Raw genomic sequence first — 21,068 nt, 5'->3', positions numbered from 1 at the left:
GTAATCCTCACGGAATCAGATTCAAAGCCACTAATACAGCTCCAGCGCCGGCGGCGCCCCGATTGCGTCTAGCCGCGCTGCCAAGGTTTCCTTCGCGTCACCTTGGAAAATCAGCACCCGGTCCGGTTCGGTCTCAGCCCGGGCATACAGCGGGTTTTCCACCCCGGCATAGCCCGGTTTCAGATCGAAGTTAAAGATGGCCACGTGGGCGCAGTCTCCCACGTTCAGCACGGGCATCCCGTAAATCGGGGTGCCTTCCGCGGTGTTTGCCGCCGGGTTCATCACGTCGTTGGCACCAATGACCACCGTCAAATCCGCGGTCGCGAAGTCATCGTTGATGTCTTTCATTTCCCGCAGTTTTTCGTAGTCCACGTCAACTTCGGCCAATAGCACGTTCATGTGCCCCGGCATCCGGCCTGCCACCGGGTGAATCGCGAAGTCTGCCGTCTTTCCGGCCTTTTCTAGGTAGTCCAACAGGCGCTTGACCTGGGCTTGGGCTTGAGACAAAGCCATGCCGTAGCCGGGCACCAAGATGACGCGCTGGGCATTTTCTACCCAGTCGGCGAAAGTGGTTTCCGGATCCGCGGCAGGTGCTGCGGGTGTCGGTTGGTCGTCAGCAGCGGTGTCGCTGGTGTCAGTCTCGTCTGCACAAGCCGAGTCGTCTGGTTTTTCCGATTCGGTCTCAGTTGGGGCTGCGGCGGTGGTGCTGACGGAAGTCTTGCCCAGCAAAATATCCATGAGATGCCGGTTCATCGCCCGGCACATGATTTGGGTCAGCAGCAGACCGGAAGCCCCGACGATAGCCCCGATAGCCACCAACAGCAGATCGGAGATGGCCAGGCCGGCGATGGCTCCCGCGACCCCGGACAGGGAGTTCAACAGGGAAATCGTGATGGGCATATCAGCTCCGCCCACCCGCACCGCCAGCAGGTAACCAAACAGGTTGGCGGCCACAATCTGGACGATGAGCAACACCGTCTGCGCCACACCCGGACTGCTGAACGGTGGAAAAACGTAAGCTAGTGCGGCACCCAGACTGACCACCAGGCTCAGCCCCACCCACACGGAGTGTGCGGGGAGCACCTTCGGGTGCTGATCGAGAATCTGGTGCAACTTCCCTGCTGCAATGAGGGAACCAAAGAAGGTCGCGCCACCAACAGCGACCGCTAAACCGGCCGTGAACTGGGCAAAAGCGTTGTTATCTGCGTGTCCGGTCAAGGCCAGCGCCCCGGCAAGCATCGAGGCCATGCCACCCAATCCGTTGAGCAGGGCCACGGTTTGCGGCATCCGAATCATCTTAGTTTTTCGCCAGATAATGACCCCGAATAACGCTCCGACCAGCATCGCAGCATAGAGTTCGACCGCGCTGAGAATCCCGAAGTTCCACAGTGTCGCCACGATAGCCAGAGCCATCGCCAACGCGCCCAGAAGGTTGCCGCGTACCGCCGTCTGCACCTTGGAGAGCATATTTAATCCCACCAGCACCAGTATCACCAGCACTACCGAGATGGCATAGTAGAGCAGACTGTTCGGACCTTGTGCCCCCACCAGATTCAAGCTGTTATCCATGACTACTCCCCCTCTCCAGGCTGAGCACTCCCACCGGCGACGGGCTTGCGCTTCTTATCGAACATCCGCAGCATCCGGTCAGTAACCCCAAAACCGCCGACAATGTTCACCATCGCCAGCGCAACTGCCAGCAAGCCCAGCGCTTTTGACCCCAGACTCACCGCCAATGCGGCAGCAGTCAAACAGCCCAGCACGGTTACGCCAGAAAAAGCGTTCATCCCGCTCATCAGCGGGGTGTGTAAAAGGCTGGGAACATGGCTGATGATTTTATAGCCGACCAGGGTAAACACCACCAGCACGACCAATAACACGCCTTGGAAGGGAGTCATCGATTTTCTCCTTGGGTTACGGTTTTGTCAGGGATTTCATAATAAATTTAGCTGAGCAGGGCGGTGACGCCGCCCCGAGGCACCGATTAGGGCGACCTCACCGTTGACCGGCCGGCCGCCCTAATCGTCACAATCTCGGGTCTTTAGGCCAGACCCATCGCCTCGCGTGCACCGACGTGGACAATTTCGCCGTCGATAGTCGTGAGGGTCTTGGCGATAATCTCATCGCTGCGATCCAGGACGATTTGGCCATCCTTCACCAGGAAGTCCACGAAGTTGGCAATGTTCTTGGCGAACATGAAAGTCGAGCTCTTCGGCAGCATACCGGGGATGTTCTTAATCCCTACCAAGGTGACGTGGTGCTTGACTTCCACCTTGCCCGGAGGCGTGATTTCGCAGTTGCCGCCCTGGTCAATGGAAATATCCACGATGACCGAACCGGGCTTCATGGATTTCACCATGTCCTCGGTAATGAGCCGCGGCGCCAAATGGCCCGGCACCAGCGCCGAAGCAAAGATGATGTCCATGTCGGGAATCACCTTAGCCAAAGCGGCACGTTCTTTGACCAACTCATCTTCCGGCAGAGCCTGGGCGTAGCCGCCTTCACCGATAGCCTTCTCGGGGTCTACCCCCAGTTCAACCGGCTTAGCACCCAGAGAGGTGGCCTGTTCGGCGGCCATCGGGCGGATATCGGCGGCGTGCACCACCGCACCCAGACGCTTCGCGGTAGCTAGGGCCTGCAAGCCGCCCACGCCAACACCGACAACCAGCACCTTCAGCGGGTCAATCCGCCCGATAGCGCTGTGAATCAGCGGCATGAAGGACGGCTGGTAGTTCGCCGCCAAGAGGATACCTTTGTACCCGGCGCAGGTACTCATCGAGGTCAAGGCATCCAAGTTCTGCGCCCGGGAAATACGCGGCACACCGTCCAGAGTCAGCGAAATGACACCCTGCGCAGCCATCTCTTTGACCATCTCGTGGTTGGGCGGAGCAGCCGGGTGAATAAAGGTAATCAAGTATTGACCCTTATGCATCATGGAGATTTCAGAGCGGCCCTTCGCCTCGTTGAACAGCGGTTCCTTGACTTTCAAAATCAGATCCGCCCGCTGGTAGACTTCCTCTGGGTCGTCGACCATCTCAGCTCCCGCCGAGACGTATTCCGGGTCGTGGAAGAAAGAACCTTCCCCAGCACCTTTTTCGACCAGTACGGTCAAGCCTTTGCCGACCATATCCGCCACCGTTTCCGGGGTAGCAGCCACGCGGTCTTCACCGCTCATAATTTCCTTGGGTACACCAATAATCATCGTAAAAAACCCTCCGCGAATACTTCGTTGTACGCACAGCTCATGGGTTCATGAGTTGGACGATAAATAGTGTATCGCATGGAAGTTGTTTTTATATGTGTATTTAGTCCCAGATTTCATCCTGAGGTGCATTCACGTGTTGGGTGCACTTTTTCCCGCCAATCTTCCCCCACAAAGCCGTTGCTACCTGCGTATATAGTGCGGGCGCCCCGAAGAATAACTACCCTCGAGGCGCCCGCCCTAGAAACCGATGACGACTACTTCTTTGGCGGCACCTTCAAGGTGAGCACCACCTTGTCCAAGCCCTCGAAGAAATTATTGCCCTTGTCGTCCACCACGATGAAAGCCGGGAAGTCCTCGACTTCAATCTTCCACACGGCCTCCATTCCCAGCTCGGGGTACTCCAAAACCTCGACCTTCTTGATGGAGTGCGCAGCCAACTCTGCGGCCGGCCCGCCGATGGAGCCGAGATAGAACCCGCCATGCTTCTTGCAGGCGTCGGTGACAGTCTGGCCGCGATTACCCTTGGCCAGCATAATCATCGAGCCGCCATGAGCTTGGAACAGGTCCACGTAGGGATCCATACGCGAAGCCGTGGTTGGCCCGAAGGACCCCGACGGCATTCCCTCGGGAGTTTTCGCCGGACCCGCGTAGTACACCGGGTGATCTTTGAAGTATTGGGGCAGGTCGCCCTCCTTTTCCAGGCGCTCACGGAGCTTCGCGTGGGCAATGTCACGAGCCACGATGAGGGTTCCGGTCAGGGAAAGCCGCGTCTTGATGGGGTACTTGGTGAGTTCGGCGAGGACGTCCTTCATCGGGCGGTTCAAGTCAATCGCGACCGCTTCGTCCCCGCCAAGTTCCGCCTCGCTGGGGTCAGGCATAAACCGACCCGGATCAGTGTCCAGCGCCTCGATAAACACCCCGTCCTTGTTGATTTTCGCGACGCACTGCCGGTCAGCTGAACATGACACCGCGATGGCTACCGGCAGGGAGGCGCCGTGACGCGGCAGACGCACCACCCGCACGTCATGGCAGAAATACTTGCCGCCGAACTGGGCGCCGATGCCCATGTGGCGAGTCAGGTCAAGGACTTCCTCTTCCATCTTCAGGTCGCGGAACCCTTGTGCCTGTTCGCCCCCGTGGGTGGGCAAACCATCCAGGTAGTGAGCCGAAGCGTACTTCGCGGTCTTGAGGGTGTATTCCGCAGAAGTGCCGCCGATGACGATCGCCAAGTGGTAGGGCGGGCAGGCGGCGGTGCCGAGGGACCGAATCTTTTCCTCCAGGAACTGCATCATGTGTTCAGGGTCAAGAATCGCCTTGGTCATCTGGTAGAGGTAAGACTTGTTGGCCGAACCGCCGCCCTTGGCCATGAATAGGAAACGGTACTCCGCTTCGTGTCTCGGAGCGGTCTCGGCATACAGCTCCACCTGCGCCGGAAGGTTGCACCCGGTGTTCTTTTCCTCGTACATAGACAGGGGGCTGTTTTGGGAATAGCGCAGGTTCAGCTTTGTGTAGGCGTTGTAGACCCCGCGGGACAGCGCTGCTTCATCCGGTCCGGGGGTCAGCACGTGTTGACCGCGCTCACCTTTGATAATGGCGGTGCCCGTGTCCTGGCACATGGGCAGAACCCCCGCCGCCGCGATGTTCGCGTTGCGCAGCAGGTCCATCGCCACGAACTTGTCGTTGCCCGATGCCTCGGGGTCGTCGAGAATCTTGCGCAGCTGCTGCAGGTGAGCCGTGCGCAGGTAGTGCGAAATGTCGTGGAACGCGGTCTCGGCCAGCAGTGTCAGCGCCTCCGGTTCGACCTTCAGGAATTTCGTCCCGTCCGGCCCCTCGACTTCGCTAACCCCCTCGCTGGTCAGTTTGCGGTACGTATAAGTGTCCTCGCCGTGCGGCAGGATGTCAGCATAAAAGAAATCGGCCACTTTTGCCCCTTTGCTCTGGTGTTTTTGTGCGGTTTGATTCTAACGCCCGGGCTTTGTCGCTCTCCCTGTAAGGCTTTAAACCGGAGGATTCCAGCTCATCAGGCCTCAGAGCTATGTTTTGATTTTCGCAAGCCTGACTAAAGAAAAAACGTTGCCTCCCCGCGGCCTCGGAATTACTTGAGCCTCTACTTCGTTCCGGCCCAGTACCTCACTCGGCCTGCGTCGCTTTCCTCGGGTTGCGTTTTCGACGATTCGGTACGTTCCCCAACCACGACAAGATTTGCGGAATTACGAACAGCCAGCAATTATGCCAGTTTTACAACAAATAAAATCATTTTTTTGCCACAATTCCTGTGATAAAATTCGATTAATTGCCAAATAAATGACTTTTAACGCACCCAAGGAGGGCAAGTATGGAACGCGACGCCATGCAGCAACTCGTGGCTTGGCGGGACAACCCAGCCCGAAAACCCCTGATTGTCCAGGGTGCCCGCCAGGTCGGAAAGACCTGGTTGATAAACGAGTTCGGACGCCTGTATTTCCGCGATGTCGCCTACTTTCACCTGCTCTATGACGAAACTGCCAGCAGCATTTTCAACGACCGACTCGATCCGGCGCGAATCATGGATGCGCTGAGCCTTTTGAGTGGCAAACGGGTTGGCACCCCGGACACCCTGATTTTTCTCGATGAAATCCAGGCCACCCCTCGAGCTTTGACTGCCCTGAAATTCTTTCAGGAAGAACATCCCGAGGTTCCGGTTATCGCCGCCGGTTCCCTGCTTGGTGTCTCGATGCATCAGGGCGTGTCCTGGCCGGTGGGTAAGGTTGATTACCTGAACATTCACCCGCTTACCTTCAGCGAATTCCTGCAAGCCTCGGGCGAGAGCCCGATGGTAGGCGCCCTGGACAGCGATGATTGGACGTTGATTTCCCCTCTACAAGCCAAATTTATGGATTACCTGCGCCGGTATTTTTTTCTGGGCGGCATGCCCGAAGTAGTCCAAACCTTCCTGGACACCGGAGATTACATGGCGGCGCGCAACCTGCAACTCAAGTTACTGCGCGATTACCGAGAGGATTTTTCCACCCACGCGGGCTCACACTTGGCTGAACGTATCCGGCTGATTTGGGATTCTATCCCCGCCCAACTTGCCCGCGAGAACAAGAAATTCGTGTACTCTGCGGTGCGTACTGGGGCGCGCGCCCGGGGTTACGAGGAAGCAATCCAGTGGCTCACCGATGCCGGCCTCTTGCTGCGGGTAAATCGCGTTAAGGCCGGGAAGCTGCCCTTGAGCGGATATACCGACCGTGATGCCTTCAAACTGTTTGTCTTTGACACCGGTTTACTCGGCGCCTTAAGCGGCTTGGACGGTGAAACCGTCTTGAAGGAAAACCGGCTTTTCACCGAGTTCAAGGGTGCCCTGCTGGAAAACTTCGTCTGCCAGGAACTCGTTGCGACCGGCTGGGAGCCCCGCTATTGGTCAGCCGAAGCCTCCAGTGGCGAGGTTGATTTTGTCCTGCAACACGGCGGCAAAGTCATCCCGCTCGAGGTGAAATCCGCACCCAAGCAAAGAGCCCGTTCCCTGGGCGTGTTCGTGAAACGCTACGATTTGCCCCTCGGTGTGCGCGTCTCACCTGCCGAATTCGGGCACGGCGAAAGCACCCTCAACTTGCCGCTTTACGGACTGTCTCGCCTTGGTTCTGCACTCAACTAACCCGTTCAATAGTCAGGGTCGCAATCTTTCGGATTGCCACCCGCGCTCCCCGGCCTCGGAATTACTTGAGCCTCCACTTCGTTCCGGCTCAGTACCTCACTCGGCCTGCGTCGCTTTCCCCGGGTAGCGTTTTCGGGGTTGCCTTATAGGCAACTTGCGGGGGCGGTGGCACTTTGCTTGTTTGCTTGTGCAGGCACTCCGTTTACCCGAGCAAGATTCCAACGTTCCAGGACACATCCGTTTGGATAAGCCCTGTCCGGAGCATAGGTCACTTCAAAGAGAGAACCGCCCCTGTATTGCAGCTTACGAATGTCTTGGGCACTCAACACATGGCCAACGTAAGGGTGCGCTGGGTCTTGGGGGTCAAATACGTACATGACTTCGTCCCAAAAATCCACACCGCTACCTTTGACAATAAGGTCCAAGTATCCGTCCCCGTCGTAGTCGTCATAGCGGGGGTTCGGGTCGAATCGATCAAAGCCAAAACGGCGGTCGTAGGTCATATATTCAATCATTTCAGCGCTCCTGCCACCGTTCAGGTCATACCAGCATTCATCGTCCACGTCGGGAATCTTATAAAAGCCCTCATAGTGCTTGCACGCCTCGTCAACGATGAATCCGGCTGGAACGAAAGAGTTCATGTAGTCGAAGTTCTTTATGGCATCTGGGGCGATGGCTGGTTGTAGGCCGGCGGCGATTTTGGCGGTGTTTTCGGGGACGACGCCGGTGCCGCCAATAACACGGATTTGTCGGGCGCCAAGGGCGGTCGCTTTGTCGTTTACCCCAGCCGCGCTGGGCGGGGTCAACAGGATAACCCCGTCATTGGCCGCGCCCGCCACCATCGCATCTTTCAACGCCGTGCCCGAAGCTAGGTACACGTTTGTGGCGTTGGGGTTCTGGGCTTTCACACGTTGGGCAATCACGAAGGCAGTCTCATACCGATTCGCACCCGCCAGCCGTTCCGTGGGCAAACCACCCGCCACCGCGTTCAGGTTCGAATCCGACACCGGACCCGTACCACCCAAAGCAACCACCTTCGCGGGCTTCAGCTCCTTGACCACCGCGGCAGCCTCCACCGCGCTAGCATCCGAGGTAAACGTCACAATCGGACCATCACGCAACACACTACCCGCAACCGCATCCGGGGAACCCGCACCAGCATTCTTCGTCACATACACCGTAGCCGGCGCACCATTCGTTTTCTCCCAATACCGGGCAATCGCCGCCGCAGTCTGATTCCGATCCGCACCCCACAAACGATTAACATTACCCTCACCTACAAGGTCTTTCGCCTGAGCCTCAATCGTGGCCGGAACCGCGCCCAAACCACCCAACAAGACAACCTTGCCCGGCTTCACCCCACCAAAATTCAAAGTCTTGCCATCAGTCAACACAACCGGACCATTACCAATCGTCGCCGCCGGCAAAGCATCAACAGGATTACGATTCGACGCCACATACACCGTGTCCCAACCAGCAGGATACACATGCTTCGCCACCGCAATCGAAGTCTCCACCCCGGTCGCGCCGGACAACCTATCCCACGACAACTCGGCAGCGGAAGCGGGGACTGCCACCAAACCAGCCAAGCCCGCACACGAGACTATTGAAGCCAAACCAATAAACCAACGACGCACCATGTTCTCTCCCTTACAACAACTGGAGTACATCAACAGGCTAAATCATAACAGGGGAAAACGTCTGAAAACCACGAATTTTCGAACAGGTGGGACGAATTCTCCTAAGTTACGTTCAGGCACCACCAGGCCGCAAACCACCCGCGCTAAAATCGAACCATGACGGATTTATTTGCGGATTGGCGCCGGCCTACTTTTATCACCTCGGTGAACCCGGGGGCCCTGGGCTATGACCGGCTCATCCGCGATATGCACCCCCGAGTCGAACTGGTCGAGATTCGTTTGGATGGGGCGTGGCTGTCCCGCGGGTCGTTCCAAGGCACGAAACACGACTTTGCCGAAGTCGCAGACCTCCTGCGCCAGGCTCGTGAACAGGTAAAACGCCCCATTTTGGCGACTTTCCGCACCGAGGGAGGACACGTCTCGATTACCGCGGAAGTTTATGAGAACCTCGCGGCACAGGCCGCGAAATGTGCCGACTGGGTGGACGTCGAGTCGAACTATCCCTACCTGGGCATGACCGCGGAACAAGCGGCCGCCGCGGCCGAGAACCCCCACACGCAAGAGGACAACGAGAAACGTTTGGGGGGCCTGTTGCGCAACATTCACGCCAACGGTACGGGCGTTATCCTGTCCCGTCACTGTTGGGAGCCTTCGCCTAACAGCGAGAAAGAAGTCAGCGAACTGCTGATTTATCAGCTCAATCTGGGAGCGGACGTGTCTAAGGCGGCTTTTTCGCCGCAAACCCCTCAACAGCTGGAGAATCTGCAAAAGGGCGGCAAGACCACTTTCCTGCTGACCCAAAGACCCACAATCTTGATTGGGATGGGTGAGTTGGGCCAGCCCACTCGTTTAGCGGGTCCGCAGATGGGTAACTGGGGTACTTTCGTCACGGTAGGCGGTCCGCAGTCCGCGCCGGGGCAGCTGCCGTTGGCACAGCTGGAACTGCGCTATCCGGCGTCCGGTTTTTAGACCGCAGTCCCCATAGCCTTCCCTAACTTTGAGATATCCCGGAGCTTGTACGAAATACGACACAAGGGCGCAAATTGTGTGGACCTGCCCGCACGGGTACCTAGAGCAGGTCAGAATTCGGGATTCAGTTCGCGCATCCGGTTTTCCAAATCGATGAGTTTGGCAAACACTTCCGGTTTTTCCGGCGAGTCAGAGTCGAGACGCCGCAGCTGGGCTTTCAGGCTGGCAATTTTGGCGTTCAACCCTTTGCGTTCCATGGATTCCACCGCGTTTTGCACCCAAGACTCCGCCGCGGCTCTGGTCTGCTGGTCTGACTGACCCGTTTCATACAGGGGCGCCGGACGGGTCGCCAGGTTCGTCAAAGCCCCCACCAGGACGGGACCAGCCTGGGCTTTCACCGCTGCAGCCCAACGGTTCAGAGCCAGGTTTCCGGGATTTGGTTCTCCCGCGGTTTGGGCGGCCTCAGCCAGGCGCTGATATTCCTCGGTACCTCCAATCGCGGCGACGACCTCAAAAATGGCGCGCAACGTGGGTTGGGTGAAACTCTCGGGATCCAACGTGTCAAAAGCAGTTTGGGCAGCTAAGCCCGGGAACTGCAAAGCTGCTATCAACACGTCGCGTTCCACCCGCCAAATCGGATCGGTATCCACCGCCGAATCCAGCCGAGTTTGTGGAAAAATCTGGGTCGAACCCGCCGCGGCTTCCCCGGTCATGTTTCCGGGATTGGCACCGTTTCCACTACCGCGGGAAGCGCTGCCGGGTCCCCCCGGTCCCGAACGCGACGACCGGTCGGAGCTGGCGCCAGCACGCTGTTGGGAACGATTCCATTTCCAAGCCTCATTGACCGCGTACCAGGTATCCCTGGTATTGGCCCCCAGCCAGCCGCTCAGTTGTTTCACGTATTCGGTTCGCAATGCCTTGTCACGAATTTCCGCCACCACCGGGGCTGCCGCACGCATAGCTTCGATGCGGGCCGCGGGGCTTTCCAAGTCATATTTCGCGATGAGGGTCTTTAACACGAAATCAAATAGGGGTCGGCGACTCTCAATCAGGTCACGCACCGCCCCTGGCCCGCGCTGCATCCGTAAATCGCAGGGATCCAAACCATCGTCGGCGACTGCTACGAAAGCCTGGGAGGCAAAGTCCTGGTCGGTGCGGAAAGCCTTGAGAGCTGCGGCTTGTCCGGCGGCGTCACCGTCAAAAGTGAAGATGACCTCTCCGCCGCGCGGAGGCAGACCACCAGGCAGCTTTAGAGAGGAGGCACTGTCCGTGGAAGTCCCGATGAATCGGCGAATCTGTTTCGCGTGTTCTTCTGTAAATGCGGTACCGCAGGTCGCGACCGCGGTGGTGATGCCGGACAAATGCGCCGCCATCACGTCGGTGTATCCCTCGACGATGACGCAGCGCCGCTCTTTACCGATGTTCGGCCGCGCCAAATCCAGACCGTAGAGCACAGAGGATTTGTGATAAATCGGGGATTCTGGGGTGTTGATGTATTTCGGGACTTGCGGATCTGAATCGTCTAAACGCCGTCCGCCGAAACCCAGTATGGCTCCGGCCGGATCTTTGATAGGCCACATAACTCGGTCCCGAAACACGTCATAGATGCCGCGTTGTCCCGATTTGCCCAAGCCGACCGTCACAATCTCCTGGTCGGTGAAGCCTTTCGAACGGAGGTAATCGGTGAGGTTGTTCCAGCCAGGAGGTGCGTAGCCCATGCCAAAGCGAGCCGCGTCTTGGGACGTGAACGCTCGTCCTTCTATGAAATTCCGCGCCCGCCCTGCCCCCGGCGACACGAGTTGAGACACAAAAAAGTCCTGCGCTACCTGGTTGCATTCCAGTAGGCGCTGCCGTGTTCCCGGCTCCACGTGATCTTTCGTGATGGCCGCGCCCTCCACGTAGTGCATCGTGATTCCGGCTTTTGCGGCTAAAAATTCGACAGCTTCGGGGAAAGTCAGCCCCTCGATGCGCTGCACAAAGTCGATGGTGTCCCCACCCTCACCGCAACCGAAGCAGTGCCACAGATTGCGCACCGGCGTCACGCTAAATGACGCCGTTTTTTCGTCATGGAACGGGCACAAGCCCATCAGTGAGCTGCCTTTACGCTGCAGACTCACATAGTCGCTGACCACCGACTCAATGGGGATAGCTTCGCGTATCTTTTGCAGGTCGTCGGGGTCGAACTTGGAAGCCATGCAATCATACTAGCCTAAGTTTTGGGTCAGACGGGTTGCGTAATCATCCCCACTAAACGGGCATGCCAGGCGGCTGCCGACAGGTCAGTCAAGCTCGCTACCTGGTCTATTACCGCCCGCAGGCGGCCGGCATCCCGACCCAGATGATGTTCCTCCGCGCGCAGCCACTCGGTCCGGTAAGGCTCCTGCAAGACCCTCTGCCCGGTTGCTTCCTGTTCCAGAAGCGCCCACACCAAGTCAGAGAGAATTTGTTTCTGACTCAGGTGGTCATGAGTGTTTTCACGCGGCGCCATGACGTAGTACACAGCGATACCTTTGAGCAACAGGATTTCCGCTTGGGTTTCGAGGGGGACGATGACGTCCGCGTCGTAGCGAGCCAGAGGGCGTTCTCCGTATCGTTGGCAGGTAGCGTCGTGACAGGCTAACGCGAATCGCCCGATGAGCTGGGAAGTCATGTCTTTCAAAGCGGCTTGGGAACGGTAATCTGCCACCGGCTCAGTCAGCCAGAAAGGCATTTGCCGCAGCCTTTCATGGGCCGCCGCCAAGTCGTCCGCGCTGAACTTGCCCGGACCGAAAGAACTCGCGTACCAACGCCTCGTGATGTCAACCACGTCAACAAAAGTTCTTTCGTTTTCCAGGTCTCCCAAGTTGGCCGACCCGAGGGCAACCGCATCCTCAACGTCATGGACTGAGTAGCCAATGTCATCGGCGAGGTCCATAACTTGAGCCTCGATGCAGCGATGATTCACAGGGGCACCGGCGCGTAGCCACTGGAAAACGTCCCGGTCTTCGGCGTAGACCCCAAACTTGGGGGAATCCGCGCCATGAGGCCCTTCGCCACGCAGCCAAGGATATTTCGCGATGGCATCGAGAGTGGCGCGAGTCAGGTTCAGCCCCACCCACTGACCTTGGGGACTGACGACTTTCGGCTCCAAGCGGGTCACCAGGCGCAACGTCTGGGCATTACCCTCAAACCCGCCAATATCCTTGGCCAAGTCATTGAGCACTCGCTCCCCGGAATGGCCGAAGGGCGGATGCCCCAAGTCGTGGGCTAAACAGGCCGCATCGACCACGTCAGGATCGCACCCTAGGCCCTTGCCAAGTTCACGTCCGACCTGGGCAACTTCCAAGGAATGGGTCAGGCGCGTGCGCGAAAAATCGTTGGCAATGGGACCCAATACCTGCGTTTTTTCACCGAGCCGGCGCAGCGCCGAGGAATGGAGTATCCGTGCCCGGTCGCGTTCAAAATCGGTGCGTTCCCCGCGTTTATGTGTCTCGGTCACGAAACGTTCATGCACGTCCGCCGGATAAACCCCAATCTCATTCACACTTCCACCTTACCGACCCAATCCAGGTTTCACCATATAACACCTACATTTGCCGGTGTTCTTACAAAACCGTCTGATGCAAACTGAGCATGGAGGTTTGTAAAATACCCCCATACAGAACAGGCTTCAAAACCCGGGTAAGGAGAATATGCCATGAAAACAAGAGCTGTTTTTGACTCCCGTTCAGGTAATGGTCAAGGCGATATCCTGGCTCAGACATGGAATAAGAGCATATGGCTACCACCAGGACAGATTCAGGGTTTGATTACCGCCTATTGTCTAGGACCAACAGTATGTCCGAATTGGATTAATTCAGCCCGCCCAGTGTAAGAGACAATCATGTTGGATTTTCTTGACATAGCCGATTTGCTTGGCTGGCATGATGTAGAAGTGACAGAATCCGTTGAAACCAGCGAATTCCCTACGATTTACCCGGTGATGGATATCGCCATGGATTCGGATTGGCCTTATGCTGATATGACTCGGCCTATTACCCGCGAAAGCCAGCTCAAGGAATACTTGGATTCCCGTCTGGAGCCCCTGCGGTCAAATTTTTCCTGGCGAGAGGCCTTCACCACGCTCAGCAACCTTGGGGTCTGCACTTGGAAACTAAGACGTTACCTCCAAAACACTGATGCGATCAATTTTGACACCGTCACAGAAATCATGCGCGCGCACGTCGATAATTTCCTAAACCACGAGAATCAATTCGTGCGTCAGCCAGGTGGATTCACCCTGCCAAAATATTGCAATGAATACGTTATTAACGACCTTTTTCGAGGCGTTATTGGAATCCCCTTTGGATGGAATGTAGTTTCCGAAGCGGTCGTAAACTCACCAAATGTGGAGGTAGATGATTCTCTCGGTCGAGCCCATTATATATTCACGAAAAAACCAAGTTTTCAAATAGACTGCCAAATACTGCTGCAAGCTATTGAGGCCTCCGGAGCGGATTTTTTTCCACCAGAAGCTGCTAATGTGATTTCAGCGCATGATTTCACGGGAATTCCGTATCGGCGCGCCTGGGCAATGCAGCAACACGGCCAGTTGAATCAAGACAACCTTATAGAGGAATTTGCCTCTAGACTAGCTGAGCTGCACTCACTGCACGAACATTAGACCCAGCTGACTAGGCACGATAAGGATCCGCCGCGTCTTCCCCCAAGTGAAGTATGCGCGCGGTCGCATCATCGATTTCGCGGGTGTCGAGCCAGCCTTCGGGCAGCTTGACGTGGCGCTGGGCGCGGGAACGACCGTGTTTGCCTTGCGCCGCTTCGGGATAGGGGGTGTTCGGGTCGAGCGACTGCACAAGGTCGTGCAGGCGACTTTCCAGGTCATCTAACGTTTCGACGCGGGTCAGCTCCGCACGAGTCGCTCCACCCAGATTAAAACCACGTAAATACCATCCCACATGTTTGCGCATATCCCGCAGGGCTGCCTGTTCGTTACCAAAGTGGTTCACCAGACCGCGGGCGTGAGCCAAGATAATCGCGGCGATTTCACCCAAGGTCGGCCCCACAGGAATCGGCTGGCCCCACAAAGCTGCCGTGATTTCGCGAAAAATCCAGGGCCGGCCTTGTACAGCCCGGCCAATCTCAATTCCCGCACATCCGGTTTGCGCAAACATTTCCAGCGCGTCCTGGGCGGAAAACACGTCACCGTTGCCCAACACGGGAATGTCAACCACGTCAACTAGTTCGCGGATTCTTGCCCAATCGGAGTGCCCGGAATAATACTGGTTCGTGGTACGGGCGTGCAGCGTGAGCGCAGCTGCCCCCGCGTCCTGCGCGGCCCGTCCCGCGTCCAGCAACGTTTCGTGAGCCTCGTCAATCCCGATCCGGATTTTTACGGTCACCGGCACGTCGACGCCACGTCGGGCTGTCCGAGAGGCCTCTTTAGCCGCCCTCACCACCTGCCCGATGAGGTCACCAAAATACGCGGTCTTCCACGGCAGAGCCGCTCCCCCGCCCTTGCGGGTAACTTTCGGTACCGGGCAACCAAAATTCAGATCAATAACATCGACCAGATCCCGAGCAATAAGCTCACGAGCCGCCCATGCCAGGTCAGCCCCCACCACCCCGTAAAGCTGCAGCACGCGAACAGTTTGCCCCGGCCCGGATTGCGCCATAATCCACGAACGCGCCGAGTCCATCAACAGCGCTTTCGCGGTAATCATCTCGTTGACAAACATGCCCTCGACGCCGCGAAGCATCCCGGATGCCCCACCCAGGTGGGACGCGGAAACAAAGTCGGGCGGCAGCCCTTGACGTGAAAAATCCGCGCACAAATCGCGAAACGGAGCGTTCGTCACCCCCGCCATCGGCGCTAGGGCAATGGGGGTCGTGAACTCAACCCCGCCAATGCGCAGAGGCGGGTATTTACACTGTGGAATCTGTAGATGCTGTGGAGCCAAAAATGCCTCCGCCCAGTATTTCAGTCGCGGAAAATCGCCGTGCCATTAGCAAATCGGCAGGTGATCGCGCAGGTAGGCGACCAAGTTATCCCGTCCGATACGCTCTTGGGTCATAGTGTCGCGTTCACGAACCGTCACGGCCTGGTCCTCTAGGGAATCAAAGTCCACAGTGACGCAGTAGGGCGTGCCAATTTCGTCTTGACGACGGTAGCGGCGCCCCACGGCTCCGGCATCGTCATATTCCACGTTCCAGTATTTGCGCAGTTCGGCGGCGATATTTTGGGCGATTTCGGGCAGTTCGTCCTTGCGGGACAGCGGCAGTACCGCTACCTTGACCGGACTCAGGCGCGGGTCGAGGCGCAGCACGGTCCGCTTGTCCACCCCGCCCTTGGTGTTCGGGGCTTCGTCCTCGGTGTAGGCCTCAATCAGGAAAGCCATCAGGGAGCGAGTCAAACCGGCGGAGGGCTCGATAACGTAAGGAATCCAGCGCTTGTCGTTGGCCTGGTCGTAATAATCGAGTTTCTGACCGCTGGCGTCCATATGTACGCCCAGGTCATAGTCGGTACGGTTAGCGATACCCTCCAACTCGCCCCACTTGGAGTTTTCAAAACCGAAGGCGTACTCGATGTCCACCGTGCGCTTGGAATAGTGCGACAGCTTTTCCTTCGGATGTTCGTACAACCGCAGGTTTTCCGCCTTAATCCCCAGGTCGGTGTACCACTCAAAGCGGTGGTCAATCCAGTACTGGTGCCATTCTTCGTCGGTGCCGGGTTCCACAAAGAACTCCAGCTCCATCTGTTCAAACTCGCGGGTACGGAAGATGAAGTTGCCCGGAGTGATTTCGTTGCGGAAAGACTTACCAATCTGGCCGATGCCGAAGGGCGGGCGCTTGCGGGCGGTCGTCATCACGTTGGCGAAGTTGATAAAGATGCCTTGGGCGGTTTCCGGGCGCAGGAAGTGCAGGCCGGATTCGTCGTCCACCGGCCCCAGGTAGGTCTTAAGCAGTCCCGAGAAAGCCCGGGGTTCCGTCCACTTCCCCTTGACGCCACAGTTCGGGCAGGAGACGTCATCCATGCTGACATCGTCTGGTTTCGCAATGCCGTGTTTCTCGGCGTACTGTTCCTGCAGGTCGTCCTCGCGCAAGCGCTTGTGGCAGTTGAGACACTCGATGAGCGGGTCAGTGAAAGCCTTGAGGTGGCCCGAAGCGTCCCACACTTTCGGCGGCAAAATTACCGAGGAGTCCAGACCCACCACGTCCTCGCGGGAACGTACCATGTAGTTCCACCAGGCCTTCTTGATGTTTTCTTTCAGTTCTACACCCAAGGGGCCGTAGTCCCACGCCGCGCGCGTCCCGCCGTAGATGTCACCACATGGGTAAACAAAACCGCGGCGTTTCGCCAAAGAAATTACTGAATCCATCGTTGATGCCACTTGTGCTCCTTATTGATGTTGCTTTCTGCCGCCCCGCGCTTTTTCCTGGTTTTCCAGCGGGAAGGCACCAGCCCTAGTTTAGCTGGCAAACCTCCGGGGACGAATTCGGTGCCTCTGCCCAGCCCGAACCTCAACCGCGAATCCGCGAATATGGGAGCATTTCAGTTAAAATCCCGAAAAACACTCCCGTGAAACTACTGCACAAAAATTGGATTCCACACTATAATTGCATTTGCCAAGTAAACACAAAACACACGATGAGGTGGGTTTATGAATCAAACTGCTATGGCTGCCGTCAATCTTAAGGCAGTTTTGCGTACACTCGAGAAGCTCCCGGAGCTCGACCCCAAGTCGAAACAGCTCTTGGAACATGTCCCGCTGACCTTGCAATTCAAGGCAGCGAACGTCGGTTCTGTCCGGCTCAAGCTGGGCAACGGCAAAATTGAGTTCTTCCCCGGTGGAGGTCCGGCTGACATGAGCCTGGGCTTCCCCATGCCGAACATGGTCAACAAGATGTTCGAAGGCAAAGGGATTCCCGTACCGCTAAAGGGCTTCACCAAACTGAAGTACTTGACCGGTACGTTCACCGAGATCACCGACCGGCTGTCCTATTACTTAAGGCCGACCCCGCAGCTGCTGCAGGATCCCGAGTTCGCGAGGATTAACTCCCTGCTGACGTTGCACGTGGCGGTCTATGCGATGGCTGAGATTGCCAACCACGACCCCAAAGGCGTCCAAGTCGCTAAGGGAATGTGCGACGGCACTATCGGACTAAAGATTGCCAACGGCCCGGCTTTGACCATGGTCATCAATGACCACCACGCGCGCATCGTCGACGGCGATGAGCCCAAGGCTGCGGGTCCCCATGGACGTCACGCTTTCATGGTCTTTTCCGATTTGGATACGACAGGCCAGGTCCTGCGCGGCGAACTCGCATCTTACCCCGCTATCGGCCGAGAGCTGATTAAGCTGGGCGGATACGTTCCCCTGTTGGACAACATGAACAAGATCCTCGGCATGGTGCCGTTCTACTTGAGCTAGAAAACGCGCGTGAGGAAGGACAAAACAAAATGATGAAAACTTACGAACACACCAAGAGCCACGAATGGTACGAGCGCGCGGTTGAGGTTATCCCCGGCGGCGTCTATGGGCACTTGGGGCCGGCAGAAGGCTGCTTCATGCCTATCAGCGCCTACCCCCTGTTTGCTTCAAAAGCACAAGGCGCCTACTTCTGGGACGTGGACGGCAACAAGTACGTCGATATGATGTGCGCCTACGGTCCCATGATTCTGGGCTACAACGACCCCGATGTGGATAAAGCCGTAGCTGAGCAGGCCAAAATCCTGAACTGTGCGGTTCAGCCCGGCACTATCATGGTCGATTTGGCCGAGTTGATGGTGGATACGGTCGAAATGGCCGACTGGGCTTTCTTTGCCAAGAACGGCGGGGATGCTACGAACTACGCTCTGATGGTGGCGCGTGCCGCTACCGGACGGGACAAGTTCATCGCTATCAACGGCGGCTATCACGGCGTGATTGGGTGGACCCAAGGTTGGGGCGCCCCCGGCGTGGGCAAGAAAGAGGTCGAGGACAAGCTGCTGGTGGATTGGGGCGACACCGCCGCGGTGGAACGTCTCGCGGCTGAATATAAGGGCGAGATTGCCGCCTTTATCGCTACCCCGTACCACCACCCGGTCTTTGAGGACAGCGTCTTGCCGCCGGCAGGCTACTGGAACAAGATTCGTTCCATCTGTGACCGCGAAGGCATCGTCCTCATCGTTGACGATGTGCGCTGCGGGTGGCGTTTGGATATCAAGGGTTCCGATTACCACTACGGTTTTAAGGCCGACTTGGAGTGCTTCTGCAAGGCTATCGCCAACGGACACAACATCTCGGCTGTGACCGGCATCGAGTCCCTCAAGGACGCCGCCGCCTCCGTGATGTGCACCGGTTCGTACTGGATGAGCGCCCCGCCGATGGCTGCCGCGATTGCCTGCATCACCAAGATGCGTGAAATCGACGCGGCAAAGATTTGCCACGACAACGGCGTGAAGGTCATTGAGCGTCTGACTGAAGTGGCCAAGCACCACGGCTTTGACTACCACTTCAGTGGCGAACCGGCTCTGCTGTTCCACCAGATTAGAGGGCTTGACGGAAAGGCAGACCCGAACCTGCTGCTGCATCAGGCTTTCGTGGGTGAATGTGTGAAGCGCGGCGTGTTCATGACGAACCACCACAACCACTTCATGAACACGGCCTTGACCGACAAGGACATCGACTTCATCGCTGACGTGGCTGACGAAGCGATGGGTGTAGTTAAGAACAAGTCACGTGAGATTCTGGCTCAGGCCTAAGCAAAGGAGGAAAGATGGCTTTATCGGCTAAAGAACACAAGGAACTCGAAGAAATCGCCAATCGGCTGCGTCTGCTCACTCTCGACACGGTGATTTGGGCAGGTGGTGGTCACATCGGTGGTGCTATGAGCTCCATGGATGTACTGACCGTTCTGTATCATCACGAGATGAACTTCAGCGCCGACAAGATGGACGACCCGGATCGCGACCGTTTCGTGCTCTCCAAGGGTCACATCGGCGTGGGTATGGGGCCGGTCCTCGCAGACTTGGGGTGCTTCCCCAAGGACTGGTTGCCGACCTACTCGCATATCCTTTCTCACCTGGGTATTCACCTGGACGCGGGCAAGGTTCCCGGTCTGGAAGTTTCCACGGGTTCGCTGGGACACGGCCTGTCCCTCGCGGTGGGTATGGCTCTCGGAGCACGTCAGCTCGGCAAGGAATGGCGCACTTACTGCCTGATGGGCGACGGTGAATGCAACGAGGGCTCCATCTGGGAAGCCGCCATGAGTGCTGGTCAGTTCAAGGTAGACAACCTGGTAGGCATCGTGGATGTCAACCACGCCATGATTGACGGCATGACCGCCGACGTCATGGGTCTGGAACCGTTTGCTGACAAGTGGCGTGCATTCAACTGGGAAGTCATTGAGGTCAAAGGTAACTCGATACCCGATTTGGTAGACGCTTTTGATCGGGCGCGCACCATCAAGGGTAAGCCCACCATGTTGCTGATGGACACGGTGAAGGGCGAAGGTATCGACTTCATGGAAGGCGACTACACCTGGCACTACGGCGCTGTTGACGACGAAAAGCATGCCAAGGCAGTCGAATCTCTCAAGCGACACCTGCAGAAACGACTCGAGCTAGTGAAGGGAGCCTAAACATGGCTGGAGGATTAACTTACACTTCGATTGACGCGGTTAATCTGACCACCGCGGAGGTATACGGTCAGACTCTGGTGCAACTGGGCAAGCAGGATCCCACTATCGTGGGGCTTTCGGCTGACTTGGCGAAATCTACCAAGATTTCCGTGTTTGCCAAGGAGTTCCCCGAGCGGTTCTATAACGTGGGTATCGCGGAACAGAACATGTTCGGCATCTCTGCCGGGCTGGCAAAAGCGGGGCTGATGCCGTTCGTCTCCACGTTCGGGGCGTTCGCGGCTCTGCGTGCTTGCGAACAAATCCGCACCGACATCTGCTACCAGAATCTCAATGTGAAGATTATCGGTACCCACTCAGGGTTGTCCTTCGGGGCTGCCGGTACCACTCACCACGTCACCGAGGACATCGCTATTCTGCGTAGTTTCGCTAACCTGGTGGTCATGTGTCCGGCTGACGGTCTGGAGGCCGCCTACTGTGTACAGGCTGCCTACGACCATGTTGGACCGGTATATCTGCGTCTGAACCGCGGTTTTGACCAGATTGTCTACCGTGACGAGATTCCGACCTTCGAATTCGGCAAGGCCAACACCCTGCGCGAAGGTACGGACCTCACGTTCATCGCGACCGGCTCCGGCGTGTGGCGTGCCTTGCAGGCTGCCGATATCCTCGCCAAAGAGGACGGCCTGAGCGTGCGCGTGCTGGACATCCACACCTTGAAACCGATTGATGAGGAGGCCATCGCCAAGGCGATTACCGAAACTCGGCGTATCATCACCGTTGAGGACCACAACATCATCAACGGCCTGGGGACCGCAGTGGCCGATGTCGGCGCTACCACCCGCAAGGGCTTCGTGTTAAAGAAGCTCGGCATCCCCGACGAATTCTCGGTTATCGGCCAGCCTGAGGACCTGTACTCCCACTACGGCTGGGACGAAAACGGCTGTGTGGCCGCCGCTCGTGAAGTCATGCACATGGACTTCGAGGAGGACGACGACTGGGAAGACGAGTTCTAAGGTAG

16 protein-coding genes are annotated in these 21,068 nt (G+C 57.3%); 7 read left to right on the top strand and 9 right to left on the bottom strand.

Annotated elements, in window-relative coordinates; all coding sequences use genetic code 11:
- Positions 1-30: 30 nt before the first annotated feature.
- From Q0X47_RS02440 to Q0X47_RS02425, 4 genes are all read right to left on the bottom strand, one after another.
- Positions 31-1,569, bottom strand: coding sequence for an NAD(P)(+) transhydrogenase (Re/Si-specific) subunit beta (locus tag Q0X47_RS02440; RefSeq protein ID WP_297722460.1), 1,539 nt, complete (start codon positions 1,567-1,569; stop codon positions 31-33).
- Between the two features lie 2 nt (positions 1,570-1,571).
- On the bottom strand, positions 1,572-1,898 hold the full coding sequence (locus tag Q0X47_RS02435) for an NAD(P) transhydrogenase subunit alpha (RefSeq protein WP_297722456.1): 327 nt from the start codon (positions 1,896-1,898) through the stop codon (positions 1,572-1,574).
- 143 nt (positions 1,899-2,041) lie between these two features.
- Positions 2,042-3,202: an NAD(P) transhydrogenase subunit alpha gene (locus tag Q0X47_RS02430; RefSeq protein WP_297722453.1), complete on the bottom strand. Its 1,161-nt coding sequence runs from the start codon at positions 3,200-3,202 to the stop codon at positions 2,042-2,044.
- A gap of 257 nt (positions 3,203-3,459) precedes the next feature.
- The gene (locus Q0X47_RS02425; protein WP_297722450.1) at positions 3,460-5,127 is read right to left on the bottom strand and encodes a fumarate hydratase; all 1,668 of its coding nucleotides are present in this window, start codon (positions 5,125-5,127) and stop codon (positions 3,460-3,462) included.
- 413 nt (positions 5,128-5,540) lie between these two features.
- Here Q0X47_RS02425 and Q0X47_RS02420 point away from each other — a divergent pair, with 413 nt between their 5' ends.
- Positions 5,541-6,842: an ATP-binding protein gene (locus Q0X47_RS02420; protein ID WP_297722447.1), complete on the top strand. Its 1,302-nt coding sequence runs from the start codon at positions 5,541-5,543 to the stop codon at positions 6,840-6,842.
- Between the two features lie 143 nt (positions 6,843-6,985).
- On the opposite strand, the gene Q0X47_RS02415 is transcribed toward Q0X47_RS02420, so the two are convergent.
- Positions 6,986-8,482 carry a cell wall-binding repeat-containing protein gene (locus Q0X47_RS02415; RefSeq protein ID WP_297722444.1) on the bottom strand — a complete coding sequence of 499 codons (1,497 nt, stop codon included), beginning with the start codon at positions 8,480-8,482 and terminating at the stop codon, positions 6,986-6,988.
- Between the two features lie 156 nt (positions 8,483-8,638).
- Here Q0X47_RS02415 and Q0X47_RS02410 point away from each other — a divergent pair, with 156 nt between their 5' ends.
- Positions 8,639-9,451: a type I 3-dehydroquinate dehydratase gene (locus tag Q0X47_RS02410; RefSeq protein WP_297722441.1), complete on the top strand. Its 813-nt coding sequence runs from the start codon at positions 8,639-8,641 to the stop codon at positions 9,449-9,451.
- Between the two features lie 110 nt (positions 9,452-9,561).
- On the opposite strand, the gene dnaG is transcribed toward Q0X47_RS02410, so the two are convergent.
- Both dnaG and Q0X47_RS02400 read right to left on the bottom strand, forming a co-directional pair.
- On the bottom strand, positions 9,562-11,646 hold the full coding sequence (gene dnaG / locus Q0X47_RS02405) for a DNA primase (protein WP_297722438.1): 2,085 nt from the start codon (positions 11,644-11,646) through the stop codon (positions 9,562-9,564).
- Between the two features lie 26 nt (positions 11,647-11,672).
- The gene (locus tag Q0X47_RS02400; RefSeq protein WP_297722436.1) at positions 11,673-12,974 is read right to left on the bottom strand and encodes a deoxyguanosinetriphosphate triphosphohydrolase; all 1,302 of its coding nucleotides are present in this window, start codon (positions 12,972-12,974) and stop codon (positions 11,673-11,675) included.
- A gap of 339 nt (positions 12,975-13,313) precedes the next feature.
- On the opposite strand from Q0X47_RS02400, the gene Q0X47_RS02395 reads away from it, so the two are divergent.
- Positions 13,314-14,093, top strand: coding sequence for a hypothetical protein (locus Q0X47_RS02395; RefSeq protein ID WP_297722433.1), 780 nt, complete (start codon positions 13,314-13,316; stop codon positions 14,091-14,093).
- A gap of 10 nt (positions 14,094-14,103) precedes the next feature.
- On the opposite strand, the gene dusB is transcribed toward Q0X47_RS02395, so the two are convergent.
- Both dusB and Q0X47_RS02385 read right to left on the bottom strand, forming a co-directional pair.
- Positions 14,104-15,387 carry a tRNA dihydrouridine synthase DusB gene (dusB, locus tag Q0X47_RS02390; RefSeq protein WP_297722431.1) on the bottom strand — a complete coding sequence of 428 codons (1,284 nt, stop codon included), beginning with the start codon at positions 15,385-15,387 and terminating at the stop codon, positions 14,104-14,106.
- Between the two features lie 45 nt (positions 15,388-15,432).
- Positions 15,433-16,818, bottom strand: coding sequence for a glycine--tRNA ligase (locus Q0X47_RS02385; protein ID WP_297722428.1), 1,386 nt, complete (start codon positions 16,816-16,818; stop codon positions 15,433-15,435).
- Between the two features lie 270 nt (positions 16,819-17,088).
- On the opposite strand from Q0X47_RS02385, the gene Q0X47_RS02380 reads away from it, so the two are divergent.
- Genes Q0X47_RS02380 through Q0X47_RS02365 form a run of 4 tightly spaced genes read left to right on the top strand, consistent with a single transcriptional unit; the run spans position 17,089 to position 21,063 of the window.
- On the top strand, positions 17,089-17,859 hold the full coding sequence (locus Q0X47_RS02380) for a hypothetical protein (RefSeq protein WP_297722426.1): 771 nt from the start codon (positions 17,089-17,091) through the stop codon (positions 17,857-17,859).
- A gap of 29 nt (positions 17,860-17,888) precedes the next feature.
- The gene (locus tag Q0X47_RS02375; RefSeq protein ID WP_297722424.1) at positions 17,889-19,172 is read left to right on the top strand and encodes an aminotransferase class III-fold pyridoxal phosphate-dependent enzyme; all 1,284 of its coding nucleotides are present in this window, start codon (positions 17,889-17,891) and stop codon (positions 19,170-19,172) included.
- Between the two features lie 14 nt (positions 19,173-19,186).
- Positions 19,187-20,050, top strand: a complete 864-nt coding sequence (locus Q0X47_RS02370; RefSeq protein ID WP_297722420.1) for a transketolase — start codon at positions 19,187-19,189, stop codon at positions 20,048-20,050.
- Positions 20,051-20,052: 2 nt separating this feature from the next.
- The gene (locus tag Q0X47_RS02365) at positions 20,053-21,063 is read left to right on the top strand and encodes a transketolase family protein (protein WP_297346259.1); all 1,011 of its coding nucleotides are present in this window, start codon (positions 20,053-20,055) and stop codon (positions 21,061-21,063) included.
- Positions 21,064-21,068 lie beyond the last annotated feature (5 nt).

This window comes from uncultured Mobiluncus sp., assembly GCF_947254095.1.
GTDB lineage: Bacteria > Actinomycetota > Actinomycetes > Actinomycetales > Actinomycetaceae > Mobiluncus.
The sequence above is the reverse complement of the archived record's forward strand: the minus strand, read 5'-3'. Positions and strand labels throughout refer to the sequence as shown.

What these genes read in the sequence shown, in the direction of transcription:
- Q0X47_RS02440 (WP_297722460.1), bottom strand. Translation starts at nt 1,569, where the DNA reads ATGGATAACAGCTTGAATCTGGTGGGGGCACAAGGTCCGAACAGTCTG.
- Q0X47_RS02435 (WP_297722456.1), bottom strand. Translation starts at nt 1,898, where the DNA reads ATGACTCCCTTCCAAGGCGTGTTATTGGTCGTGCTGGTGGTGTTTACC.
- Q0X47_RS02430 (WP_297722453.1), bottom strand. Translation starts at nt 3,202, where the DNA reads ATGATTATTGGTGTACCCAAGGAAATTATGAGCGGTGAAGACCGCGTG.
- Q0X47_RS02420 (WP_297722447.1), top strand. Translation starts at nt 5,541, where the DNA reads ATGGAACGCGACGCCATGCAGCAACTCGTGGCTTGGCGGGACAACCCA.
- Q0X47_RS02415 (WP_297722444.1), bottom strand. Translation starts at nt 8,482, where the DNA reads ATGGTGCGTCGTTGGTTTATTGGTTTGGCTTCAATAGTCTCGTGTGCG.
- Q0X47_RS02410 (WP_297722441.1), top strand. Translation starts at nt 8,639, where the DNA reads ATGACGGATTTATTTGCGGATTGGCGCCGGCCTACTTTTATCACCTCG.
- dnaG (WP_297722438.1), bottom strand. Translation starts at nt 11,646, where the DNA reads ATGGCTTCCAAGTTCGACCCCGACGACCTGCAAAAGATACGCGAAGCT.
- Q0X47_RS02395 (WP_297722433.1), top strand. Translation starts at nt 13,314, where the DNA reads ATGTTGGATTTTCTTGACATAGCCGATTTGCTTGGCTGGCATGATGTA.
- Q0X47_RS02380 (WP_297722426.1), top strand. Translation starts at nt 17,089, where the DNA reads ATGAATCAAACTGCTATGGCTGCCGTCAATCTTAAGGCAGTTTTGCGT.
- Q0X47_RS02375 (WP_297722424.1), top strand. Translation starts at nt 17,889, where the DNA reads ATGATGAAAACTTACGAACACACCAAGAGCCACGAATGGTACGAGCGC.
- Q0X47_RS02370 (WP_297722420.1), top strand. Translation starts at nt 19,187, where the DNA reads ATGGCTTTATCGGCTAAAGAACACAAGGAACTCGAAGAAATCGCCAAT.
- Q0X47_RS02365 (WP_297346259.1), top strand. Translation starts at nt 20,053, where the DNA reads ATGGCTGGAGGATTAACTTACACTTCGATTGACGCGGTTAATCTGACC.